General features: G+C 50.7%; 13 protein-coding genes and 3 tRNA genes. 1 reads left to right on the top strand and 15 read right to left on the bottom strand.

Annotation, left to right across the window (positions count from 1 at the left end):
- Positions 1-69 precede the first annotated feature (69 nt).
- The 7 genes from ACSZO4_RS22370 to uvrY all read right to left on the bottom strand — a co-directional run bounded on the left by ACSZO4_RS22370 (position 70) and on the right by uvrY (position 4,169).
- Entirely contained in the window at positions 70-459 is a 390-nt protein-coding gene (locus ACSZO4_RS22370; RefSeq protein ID WP_437891254.1) for a hypothetical protein, read from the bottom strand.
- A gap of 171 nt (positions 460-630) precedes the next feature.
- Positions 631-717, bottom strand: a tRNA-Leu gene (locus ACSZO4_RS22365).
- 12 nt (positions 718-729) lie between these two features.
- Positions 730-803 (bottom strand) — tRNA-Cys (locus ACSZO4_RS22360).
- Positions 804-855: 52 nt separating this feature from the next.
- Positions 856-931: transfer RNA gene (locus tag ACSZO4_RS22355), tRNA-Gly, on the bottom strand.
- Between the two features lie 149 nt (positions 932-1,080).
- Positions 1,081-1,629: a CDP-diacylglycerol--glycerol-3-phosphate 3-phosphatidyltransferase gene (gene pgsA, locus ACSZO4_RS22350; protein ID WP_437891253.1), complete on the bottom strand. Its 549-nt coding sequence runs from the start codon at positions 1,627-1,629 to the stop codon at positions 1,081-1,083.
- A gap of 57 nt (positions 1,630-1,686) precedes the next feature.
- Positions 1,687-3,519, bottom strand: a complete 1,833-nt coding sequence (uvrC, locus tag ACSZO4_RS22345; protein ID WP_437891252.1) for an excinuclease ABC subunit UvrC — start codon at positions 3,517-3,519, stop codon at positions 1,687-1,689.
- Positions 3,516-4,169, bottom strand: a complete 654-nt coding sequence (gene uvrY / locus ACSZO4_RS22340; protein WP_437891251.1) for a UvrY/SirA/GacA family response regulator transcription factor — start codon at positions 4,167-4,169, stop codon at positions 3,516-3,518. The genes uvrC and uvrY overlap by 4 nt, the downstream gene beginning before the upstream one ends.
- Before the next feature lie 461 nt (positions 4,170-4,630).
- Between uvrY and ACSZO4_RS22335 the strand changes: the two genes are divergently transcribed.
- Positions 4,631-4,855 (top strand): DUF2594 family protein, encoded by a 225-nt coding sequence (locus ACSZO4_RS22335; RefSeq protein ID WP_437891250.1) that lies wholly within the window; start codon positions 4,631-4,633, stop codon positions 4,853-4,855.
- A gap of 70 nt (positions 4,856-4,925) precedes the next feature.
- Here the strand turns inward: ACSZO4_RS22335 and sdiA are convergent, their stop codons facing one another.
- The 8 genes from sdiA to ACSZO4_RS22295 form a co-directional block, all read right to left on the bottom strand.
- Complete coding sequence (sdiA, locus tag ACSZO4_RS22330; protein ID WP_437891256.1) at positions 4,926-5,648, bottom strand: transcriptional regulator SdiA; 723 nt, start codon at positions 5,646-5,648, stop codon at positions 4,926-4,928.
- Between the two features lie 288 nt (positions 5,649-5,936).
- A complete protein-coding gene (gene tcyN / locus ACSZO4_RS22325) occupies positions 5,937-6,689 on the bottom strand; it encodes an L-cystine ABC transporter ATP-binding protein TcyN (protein WP_437891249.1) in 753 nt (250 codons plus the stop codon).
- Positions 6,686-7,354, bottom strand: a complete 669-nt coding sequence (gene tcyL / locus ACSZO4_RS22320; protein WP_437891248.1) for a cystine ABC transporter permease — start codon at positions 7,352-7,354, stop codon at positions 6,686-6,688. The genes tcyN and tcyL overlap by 4 nt, the downstream gene beginning before the upstream one ends.
- Before the next feature lie 20 nt (positions 7,355-7,374).
- Positions 7,375-8,361, bottom strand: coding sequence for a D-cysteine desulfhydrase (dcyD, locus tag ACSZO4_RS22315; RefSeq protein ID WP_437891247.1), 987 nt, complete (start codon positions 8,359-8,361; stop codon positions 7,375-7,377).
- A 100-nt stretch (positions 8,362-8,461) separates the two neighbouring features.
- Entirely contained in the window at positions 8,462-9,262 is an 801-nt protein-coding gene (tcyJ, locus tag ACSZO4_RS22310) for a cystine ABC transporter substrate-binding protein (protein ID WP_437891246.1), read from the bottom strand.
- An 86-nt stretch (positions 9,263-9,348) separates the two neighbouring features.
- Positions 9,349-9,903: a flagella biosynthesis regulatory protein FliZ gene (gene fliZ, locus ACSZO4_RS22305; protein WP_437891245.1), complete on the bottom strand. Its 555-nt coding sequence runs from the start codon at positions 9,901-9,903 to the stop codon at positions 9,349-9,351.
- 62 nt (positions 9,904-9,965) lie between these two features.
- Positions 9,966-10,685 (bottom strand): RNA polymerase sigma factor FliA, encoded by a 720-nt coding sequence (locus ACSZO4_RS22300; protein ID WP_437891255.1) that lies wholly within the window; start codon positions 10,683-10,685, stop codon positions 9,966-9,968.
- A 243-nt stretch (positions 10,686-10,928) separates the two neighbouring features.
- Positions 10,929-11,201 (bottom strand): DegT/DnrJ/EryC1/StrS family aminotransferase, encoded by a 273-nt coding sequence (locus ACSZO4_RS22295; protein ID WP_437891244.1) that lies wholly within the window; start codon positions 11,199-11,201, stop codon positions 10,929-10,931.
- Between the last annotated feature and the right edge of the window lie 103 nt (positions 11,202-11,304).

The raw sequence follows: 11,304 nt of genomic DNA, 5'->3' as shown, positions 1-11,304 counted from the left end.
AAATCTGAACCAGATTTAATCTGACAGACACCTGTATAAATAACCGGTAACTGTCAGATCAGGTCTGAGCTAGTACATTTCATATAATGACGCCCATTCCAGCAAGGCTGCAAAATCTGCTACAGATCCATTATTGCGGATCCCTCTGGCTTTAATATTTTCTACGCATTCTGCTGGATCAAGTGTGAGCCATATAACATGTGTGGTGGACGAAATAACTCTGTCTGCAATCCAGCCATAGATCCCCTCCATGATCCAACGCTCTTCATTCGCTATTGACAGAACATCATTCAGAGCATCAGCCTTAGGACGGGATTGACCATAGCCTCCAGGTTCCCAGACCAGGGTATCTAAATCAGTGGCTGGCAGGTTCAGTTTCTCAGACAGGCGCGCCGCCAGCCAGCTTTTGCCTGACCCACTGTTTCCCATAATAAGTACACGCTGCAAAGTATTGCTCATATGTATGTTTTATCGAGATTAATAAAATGAGGGACATCGACATGGAGTGTCGGTGGTCGGGGGCAGTAATCCCCTCTTATTGTGATAAGGCCAAACAGCAAAAACAAAAAAAACCACCCGGAGGTGGTTTCACGACACTGCTTATCATTGATTTTATTCTTTTCTTTCCCATGGTACCCGGAGTGGGACTTGAACCCACACAGCGCGAACGCCGAGGGATTTTAAATCCCTTGTGTCTACCGATTCCACCATCCGGGCTCGGGAAGAAATTGGAGGCGCGTTCCGGAGTCGAACCGGACTAGACGGATTTGCAATCCGCTACATAACCGCTTTGCTAACGCGCCAGATTCTTCAGGCCTTACGGCCAGCACCCGCAAAATGCCGATGCCTTTAAACTGGAGCGGGAAACGAGACTCGAACTCGCGACCCCGACCTTGGCAAGGTCGTGCTCTACCAACTGAGCTATTCCCGCAACATCAAGTTCACTGCTAATCACTTGATTTTGTTATCTTCTGGCAGACCGTGCTGCCTTCCGATGCGATGCATTCTACTTACCTGACGCACTGAGTCAACGTTATTTTTCAAAACCCGGATCGTTTGCTGAAAATTAACGCGATACGATCACTGATCGAGCAAATCACCGCGCGCAGCGTTCAGATATTGCAGCATTGACCACAGCGTCAGCACCGCTGCGACCAGGAAAAGTGCTATTCCTGCCCACTCCACCCACTCATTTGGACGCCACAGCATCCAGGTCAGGGCCGCCATTTGGGCGGTGGTTTTCACTTTACCCACCCAGGAGACCGCAACGCTGTTACGTTTGCCCAGCTCAGCCATCCATTCACGCAAGGCCGAAATAATGATCTCACGGGCAATCATGGTGGCGGCCGGCAATGTTACCCACCAGCTGTGGTAATGCTCAGCGACCATAACCATGGCGATTGCCACCAGCACTTTATCCGCAACCGGATCGAGGAAAGCGCCAAAGCGGGTACTTTGATTCCAGCGGCGCGCCAGAAAACCGTCAAACCAGTCCGTCACAGCGGCAACAAGAAAAATCAGCGCCGAGGCGAAAGGCGCCCACGGAAACGGCAAATAAAACGCCAGTACAAAGAATGGAATCAGAATGACGCGGAACAGGGTAAGCAACGTAGGGATATTAAATCGCATAATGACGGTAACTGTCTGTTGTCAGTAAAATATTGACCCTATGTTGCTACAGAGCCCTTAATGTTTCAACGAGTAGTAGATCTTTTCTGCCAGGCCTTGCGAGATACCCGGCACTTTTGCAATTTCTTCGACGCTGGCGTTCACCAGGCCTTGCAGGCCGCCCATATACTTTAGCAGCATCTGGCGGCGTTTTGGCCCCACCCCTTCGATGGTTTCCAGGCTGCTGGTGTTTTTCACCTTCGCCCGCTTTTTTCGATGCCCGCTGATTGCATGATCGTGCGATTCATCGCGAATATGTTGAATGACATGCAGCGCTGGCGAATCCGGCGGCAGGCTAAATCCTTCACCTTCTGGCTCGAAAAACAGGGTCTCCAGCCCGGCTTTACGATCGACCCCTTTTGCCACACCCAGCAACAAGGGATGATTTTTATCCCAGCTAACATCGAGCCCGGCAAAAACCGCTTTCGCCTGCCCTAACTGCCCTTTGCCACCATCGATCAGGATAACATCCGGGATCTTGCTCTCATCGATGGCTTTACCGTAGCGACGAAGCAACACCTGATTCATCGCCGCATAGTCATCCCCGGGCGTGATGCCCGTGATATTGTACCGACGATACTCAGCGCGCAGTGGGCCATTGGCATCAAATACAACGCAGGAAGCCACCGTCTGCTCCCCCATGGTATGACTGATATCAAAGCACTCCATCCGCCTGACTTCTGGCATCTTCAGCAACGTCGCCAGCGCGGTCAGACGCTGACTGACGGTGGACTGCTGCGCCAGTTTGGTGCTCAGTGCAATCGCCGCATTGGTGCGCGCCAGTTTCAGGTAACGCGCGCGGTCGCCGCGAGGCTTGGTCTGTACATTCACCTTACGCCCGGCAATGGCGGAGAGTGAATCCTCAAGCAGGGTTTTATCGCTGAGGTTAAAGTCCAGCAGGATCTCACCTGGCAAGGTACGCATCTGGCTGCCTTGCAGATAAAATTGCCCGACAAAGGTTTCAACCACTTCACCCAGTTCCGTACCACCCGGGACTTTCGGGAAGTAGCTGCGGCTACCCAGCACTTTGCCCTGGCGAATAAAGAGCACATGCACACAGGCCATGCCCGCATCAAAAGCGACACCAATCACATCCAGATCGTCCCCGGTATTGGAGACAAACTGTTTCTCAGTGACCCGGCGCACCGCCTGAATCTGGTCACGAATGCGCGCCGCCTCTTCGAATTCAAGCGCCTGGCTGGCTTTTTCCATACGGGCGATAAGTTGGGTCAGTACCTGGGAGTCTTTCCCGGCAAGGAACAAGCGCACGTAGTCGACCTGCTGCGCATACTCTTCTTCACTCACCAGCCCGGTGACGCAAGGCCCCAGGCAACGGCCTATCTGGTATTGCAGACAAGGGCGTGAGCGGTTGCGATAAACGCTGTTTTCGCACTGACGTATCGGGAAAATTTTTTGCAGCAGCGCCAGGGTTTCCCGCACCGCATAACCGTTTGGAAAGGGGCCGAAGTACTCGCCTTTCGCATGCTTTGCGCCACGGTGCATCGCCAGACGCGGATGGCTGTCAGCGCTGAGGAAAATAAGCGGATAGGATTTGTCATCACGCAGCAGCACATTATAACGCGGCTGGTAGAGCTTGATGTAGTTGTGCTCCAGCAACAGCGCTTCCGTCTCGGTATGGGTTACCGTGACGTCAATTTGCTGGATCTGAGCCACCAGCGCTTCGGTTTTCCGCGACGCAAGGTTACTGCGAAAGTAGCTTGAAAGACGCTTCTTCAGATCTTTGGCTTTGCCTACATAAATAACGGTACCACCGGCATCGTACATTCTGTAGACGCCGGGTTTGCTGGTAACTGTCTTGAGAAAGGCTTTGGAATCGAAAACTTCATTCACTGACTTGCTAACGTCTCCGCATTACACAGACCGTGACGAATCGCTAGGTGGGTCAGCTCGACATCACCATGGATGTTCAATTTACTGAACATCCGGTAACGATAACTGTTCACCGTTTTAGGACTGAGATTTAACTGCTCAGAGATCTCATTGACCTTCTGACCTTTAGTGATCATCAGCATAATCTGCAATTCGCGTTCAGACAAACTCTCAAACGGCGACTCAGCTTCGGGTTCGATTTGGCTTAATGCCATCTGTTGGGCTATATCAGAGGCGATATAGCGCTGGCCTGCATGCACGGAGCGAATAGCATTCACCACGTCCTGTGGCGCGGCACCTTTGCTCAGGTAACCTGCTGCACCGGCTTGCATAACCCTGGTCGGCAGTGGATTTTCGGTGTGGATAGTCAGCATAATGACTTTAGTATCGACGTTTAAACGTACGATTTTGCGTGTTGCTTCAAGACCACCGATGCCAGGCATGTTCATATCCATCAACACAACATCGACGGAATTGCTCCGGCACCATTTTACAGCGTCCTCGCCGCAACAAACTTCGCCGGAAACGTTTATGCCCTTAATATCTTCGAGAATGCGTCGTATCCCTGCGCGCACAAGTTCGTGGTCATCAACAAGAAGTACGTTGATCAAAGGAATATCTCCAGAAGAGGGATGACGCTGCTGCAAAACTAATTGCTCCCATACTAACGGTTTTTATCCTGGTAATGAAAGGTAAATAGTGTCGGGCATTCAATTTTACTTTGTTTTCTGGAAATTAACCTGGGGACAGTATGGATACTACCCCGTCCTGCGGCACTTTCTGCGATAAACGTCAAAAACAGGTTTCAAAAAGTTACCAAAAAATCAGAATTTATCCTGGAAAAAAATAAAACTGAAAGTTGTAACAATAATTAACCGCCGCGATATCGCATTTAAACATATATTTTCCGCGCAATATCAGGTCGCAAATTTTCGCAATTGTTTAATTTAATAAACTTAACCGGTCAGGATCAAAAAATAACCACTGCTGATTTTCCTGTTGCATGTGGTATACTCCGCCGCTTTGACATTCTTTGTCATGCGAAGACACTGTAACTGAATGAGGTAATTCAATGAGCACCCCTGATTTCTCCACCGCTGATAATAACCAGGAACTGGCTCAGGAAGTCTCTTGCCTGAAAGCAATGGTCACGCTGATGTTGCAGGCGATGGGGCAGGCTGATGCTGGCCGTGTGATCCTGAAAATGGAGAAGCAAATCGCAAGCCTGGAAGATGAATCGCAAGCGGCAGTGTTCTCTAACACCGTTAAGCAGATTAAGCAGGCTTACCGTCAGTAAGCGGATCCGGCTGGTAGCTAATATAAGCTGGCAGCCGGCTCTCGTCTGACACGCAGAACCGTAATAAATCTCAAATCATTCCTGTCGCCGCAGCATAACAGGCAATCTGTGTTTTATTCGGCGCGTTAAATTTTTTCTGCATATTTTTTTGATGAAAATTCACCGTGTTCTCGGAAATGGATAAGATGATGGCAATTTCCGCCGACGTCTTCCCTTCTGCCGTCCATCTGAGAATTTCTTTTTCCCGCTTGCTGAATTTCATCTCTGGCGCCGTCACGATGTCGTCCCCAAGACGAACCAGCGCCAGCAGGCTCAGTTGAACCAACAATTGCAGACGCAGCTCCAGGTCATCGCCTTCACGCGCCTTAGTAAGCATGCTGGTGCGAGAAACAGACAAAAATCCCAGCGCGTGGTTCGGCAGCATCAGGCATTGGGTTACGCCTTTACGCAAGCCGTGATCGCGCGCAGCATCCCACAGCACCGGGGCATCGTGGAATAACTTATCGTTCCACGGCAGGTGACCATGCAGAAAATTCTCGGCTTTCAGCACCGGATCAATGGCGAAATAATTCTCTGCCTGATAATGCGACATCCACACATCGGGATAAGACGATTCCACATTGATTTTAGGACGCGTGAAAGGCACCGGATGGCGAACACACAGCGAAAAATAGTCATATTCCAGTTCCTGCGTCTGACGCTTCAACTCGGAATATACTTCGTCCGTTTTTGTTATCTCCTGAAAACGTAGCAGCATTTCCCTGCGCCACCTAAAAAAGTCATTCTCCCACATCTGACCGATATCACCCCTGACAATAATAATCATTATTATGAATACATTAAATTAACACATAATACTTATTTATATGTATAAAATATCATTGCAGTGGGGGATATTTTGAATATCCGGGGCAATTAATGAGCAAAAAAATGTGAAGATTCCGGGGGTTGTGTCCAGGAGGATAACAGCATTACTTGCAATATCCTTAGTAGCAGTGTTTGTAATTAAAAAGCACAACTAAATTTCACTTAAGTAATACTTTCCCGGGATCACTAACCTCAATTAATGATCCCGGCGGTCTTACTGCATCAGAAACTTTTCCAGAAACTGACGGGTACGCGGCTGCTGCGGATCGGCAAAGAGCGATTTCGCCGGGCCCTGCTCAACGATACGTCCCTGATCCATAAAAATAGCCCTGTCGGCCACATCGCGGGCAAAGCTCATCTCGTGGGTCACAATCACCATCGTGCGCTTTTCCTGCGCCAGTTGCCGGATAGTGTTCAGAACCTCCCCTACCAGCTCCGGATCCAGTGCCGAGGTGGGCTCATCAAACAAAATAACATCCGGACGCATGGCCAGCGCACGCGCGATCGCAACACGCTGCTGTTGCCCACCCGATAGCCGTCGCGGGTAGCTGGTTTCTTTACCGCTCAGGCCCACTTTTGCCAGCAGTTCCCTGGCCCGTGCTGACGCCTCCTCCCGGCTTTCACCTTTTACAATCACCGGCCCTTCGATAATATTTTCCAGCACCGTCCGATGGGGGAAAAGATTGAAGTTCTGAAAGACGAAGCCGACGTGCTGGCGCAACTGGCGAATATTCGCTTTTTGTTGGCTCAGCGCCCGCGCGGTATCAATGGTGATATTGCCGACCCGAATACTGCCGCTTTCCGGCTGCTCCAGCAGATTGATACTGCGCAGTAACGTGGTTTTGCCTGAGCCGCTTGGGCCAATAATGGCCACCACTTCCCCCTGCTCCACGGCAAGGTCAATCCCATGCAGTACCGTCTGCCCATGAAACTTTTTCACCAGGTTTTTGACTTCGATGGCACTCATTTCGGATCGCGCTCCTGACGGTTAAGCTGATTTTCAAAATAATTCTGCAACGCTGACAAAACGGTTGCCATCACCCAGTAGATTAAGGAGGCCGCGAGATACATGGTGAACACTTCCAGCGTACGGGAGGTAATCAACTGGGCCTGGCGGAACAGCTCCGGCACCTGAATGGTTGCCGCCAGCGAGGTGTCTTTGACCAGGCTGATAAAACTGTTGCTCAGCGGCGGGAGCGCCACTCGCGCAGCCTGAGGCAAAATAGCCCGGCGCAAAGTCTGCCATGGCGTCATACCGATACTGGCTGCCGCTTCCCCCTGCCCTTTATCAATGGAAGATATCGCGGCTCGCAGGGTTTCCGACGTATAGGCTGCGGTATTAAGCGACAGGCCAATCATCGCTGCCGGAATAGGATCCAGCTCAATGCCGAACTGCGGCAGACCATAATAAATCATAAAGAGTTGCGCAATCAGCGGCGTGCCGCGAAACACCGAGATGTAGACGCGGGCCAGCCAGCGAACCGGCCAGACGGCAGACATCCGCATCAGCGCCAGCACAAAGCCCAGCAGCAGGCCAAAAATCATGCCGCCGATACTGAGTTGCAATGTAAATACCGCCCCTTTAAGCAGGAAGGGGGCCGAATCAATAACCAGCTGTAAACTTTCTTGCATTAGCGTTATTAGCCTTGCGATTAAACGTGAGGATGATAGGCAAAGAGGGCTGGCGCACCACCCGTATGCACAAACAGGATTGGTCCTTCATCTTTAAAGCGTTTGCGGGTGATCCCGTCGATAAGCCCGGCCATCGCTTTGCCCGTGTACACCGGGTCGAGCAGGATCCCTTCCAGACGCGCCAGCAGTTTCACCGCTTCATTGCCTTCAACGTTGGGCATACCGTATCCGGGCGCAAAATAGTCATCCCAGAGTAAGATATCGGCTTTCGCCTCAACTTCAAGCGCACCGGCAACGGCCTGTTGCAAGGTGACGACTTTTCCTTGCTGATCGGCAACACTGCGCGAAACCGTCACGCCAATCAGTTCAACGTCAGGTAAAAGCTGCTCGAGTCCTACCGCAAGGCCTGCGTGAGTACCGGCACTTCCCGACGCCACAACCACGGAAGAGAGACTCACCGCCCCTTCGCACTGCTGAGCAATTTCCAGCGCACTCTCCACATAGCCCAGCGCGCCCAGCGCATTAGAGCCGCCGACCGGGACAACATACGGACGATACCCCTGAACCTCAATGCGTGTCGCCAGTTCATCAAGCTGGCTAACCGGATCGGTCAGCGCATCGCACATCTCAATCTGGGTGTTAAACAGATCCAGCAACAGACGGTTGCCGTTAGTCAGGTAGTTTTCAGCCGTGGTGCCGATGGGATTTTCCAGCAGCGCAACGCAGTTAAGCCCCAGTTTCGCCGCCACCGCCGCCGTCTGACGCACATGGTTAGACTGAATCGCCCCAGCGGTTATTAGCGTGTCGGCCCCTTCTCGCAGCGCGTCTGCCGCAAGGAATTCTAATTTACGCAGCTTATTGCCGCCCATGGCTATCGGCGTAACGTCATCGCGTTTGATAAAGATATCGCGCCCCAGATAATCAGAAAAACGCGGCAGATACTCAAGCGGAGTGGGCGCGCCAATAAGTTCCAGGCGCGGGAAACGGGTCAGGTTGTGCAAGGACATGGGTCCTCCGGTTGCAAAATGTGGTTGTTTTTATTATGCACGTATCGCGCACAGAAATAAAAAAGGCGCTAAATTTAGCGCCTTTTAAAAGCCTGGACGATTACTTCGTCACATCAGCCCCAAACCACTTCTCAGACAGCGCCTTCATGGTGCCATCTTTTTGCATATCGGCGATCGCCGAATCAATTGCTTGCAACAGGTCAGCATTATCTTTACGCAGCGCCACACCGGCTTCCTGGCGAGAGAATGCATCCCCTGCGACCGCCAGGGTGTCTTTGGTTTTTTTCACCAGATCGAGTGCCGCCAGGCGATCCACCAGAATTGCGTCAATACGACCGACACGCAGATCCTGGTATTTGGTCGGGTCATCATCATAGGTGCGGATATCCACGCCCTGAACGTTCTGGCGCAGCCACTCTTCATAGTTCGTGCCCAGACCAACGCCGACTTTCTTGCCTTTCAAATCAGCAGAAGATTTGATGCCGCCTTCGTTACCTTTTTTCACCAGCGCCTGAATACCTGAAACGGTGTATGGCGTGGAGAAATCGTATTTTTTCTTACGCTCGTCAGAAATGGTGACCTGGTTTATCACCACATCAATGCGTTTGGAGTCCAGCGACGCCAGCATCCCATCCCATTTCGTCGGTTTGAGATCGGCTTTTACGCCCAGATGTTTTGCCAGCGCATCGGCGAACTCAACTTCAAAACCGGTGAGTTTGCCGTCATCGCCCTGGAAGCTGAACGGCGGATAAGTGCCTTCAAGCCCAACCAGCAAGGTGCCGCGTTCTTTCACTTTTGCCAGCAGGTTTTCCGCGGCGAAAGTTTTTACGCTCATTCCCGCCACCAGCGCAACAGCCATCGCGCCCAGCAATGCCTGACGTCCCAGAAGTGCAAGTTTCATAGTTACCCCGAATGATAAATTATGATCAGTAGGGTAAGGTGCCTGAAGCAAAGCGCAAGCACCCTTCCGTTACATGTTATGCTTTTTTAATATATATCAGATCTGGCGCCGACCGCGATTTTTTGCACCACATTATTAAAGTGTGATTGCGCTTTAAATTGCGCGTATTTGCGCAACGCGATGCGGTAATTATTGGTACTGGTGGTGGGTAACCAGGGCTCCAGATTTTCGTCAGGGAACCCTTCATCCAGAAGGTGGCGGGAAATATTAAGATCGGTCAGATGATTTCCCAGACGGCGAAGACGGACAACATACTCACGTACTGTGCCGTGGCTCATCTCAGTCTGATCGAAGAGAAATTGTTTGAAGCCGATGATATCGAAAAAGTCGCTCTGCTCTTTGCAGTGCAGATCGCCACAGAATCGACAAAGCGCGACCCATTCTTTTTGTTCTTGCTGCCAGGCAGCCTCATCAAGAAGAATATCCAGGCGGGAAATTGCAATCTTGTTCACAATCTCACCCCGGCGCACCAGTGTGATGCGATCGAGGAGTTTGTGACAATGAGCGCAATGCGTTTGGCTGTGTTTAAAGTCTTTAAGGTAGCGGCTTAGTGGCCGTCTTTTAGGTTGCTGCACTGTCATGATAACTCCTGGTTGTCAATGCGTTGTACGGCATTTTTTCAGGGGTTGTCAGACAACTGACCCTATAACTTACCCAGCTTGGTACGTAAGCGTTTGATGGCCTGGCTATGGAGCTGACTTACCCGTGATTCACCGACTTCCAGAACAGCGCCAATCTCTTTGAGATTGAGTTCTTCCTGGTAATACAGCGTCAGAACCAGTTGTTCGCGTTCCGGTAAGGATTCAATGGCTTCCATTACACGGTGACGCAAATTACTTTCCAGTAACTGAAATAACGGGTTTTCCTGTTTATGATCGTCAGTCACCAGCTCAATACTGTCGCCATGCTCTTCCCGCCATTCGTCATAGGAGAAAAGCTGACTATTGTTCGTATCGAGCAGCATCTGACGGTACTCTTCAACAGGGATACCAAGACGTTGCGCGACTTCAGTTTCGCTCGCGTTACGTCCCAGCTCTTGTTCAAGTTGCCCCATCGCCTGTGCCACTTCGCGGGCATTACGCCGGACGCTGCGCGGCACCCAGTCACGGCTGCGCAATTCATCCAGCATGGCCCCACGAATACGCTGCACTGCGTAAGTGGTAAATGCCGTTCCTTGCAGAGCGTCGTATCGGTCAACTGCATTCAGTAACCCGATCCCGCCCGCCTGTAGCAGATCGTCCAGTTCCACACTCGCCGGCAGACGCACCTGCAGGCGCAATGCTTCGTGACGCACCAGCGGAACATAACGCTGCCACAGCGAGTGTTTATCCATTACACCTTCAGCGGTATACAGTGAATTCACGATAAACAGCCCTGCGTTAGTTTGAGTTATCGGCATGATTATCCGATTCTGTAGGGGTTTTAATCGGATGAATAGTGGGTGAAATGGGGGGTTATTTACGGTAATAGCTTATCAACATATTGGAGGGTTAAAAAAGTGTACACCCATAAGTAGTTAATTTATCAACAAATGGATGAAAGAATGAACAAATACAGGGCACTAAAATGCTTAATGCCCGGCACCTGGTGACACTACAAATTTGCTTCAGCCAATGTTTGAGACATTAGGAGAGGGAAACTTGAGGCTATACTGATTGATAAGTTCAATCACTTTACTTTGCTCATTATTTGTAAGATCAGGATAAATTGGAAGACAGAGGATTTTAGCCGCAATCTCATTAGCGGCAGGCAACTGCTCTGATCCTACCCGCGTAATGTGGACACAACTCTTGAGCGGCCAACATGATACGATGTACCTGTCGGTTTGTTGTAGGCAATTTTTGCACAAAATTTTAGAGCCAAGACTATGCTTAGCCACGCCAAAGATAACATCGTCCCTACTATCTTAGGGAAGGTGCGATTTAATCGTCAGTTATGAGAACATAAGGCTTTCTTTGCCATAGATTTTTCACGATGCCCGC

Origin of the sequence: Phytobacter sp. V91 (genome assembly GCF_965644225.1) — a bacterium.
Taxonomy (GTDB): Bacteria; Pseudomonadota; Gammaproteobacteria; order Enterobacterales; family Enterobacteriaceae; genus CBFFRJ01.
The sequence above is the reverse complement of the archived record's forward strand: the minus strand, read 5'-3'. Positions and strand labels throughout refer to the sequence as shown.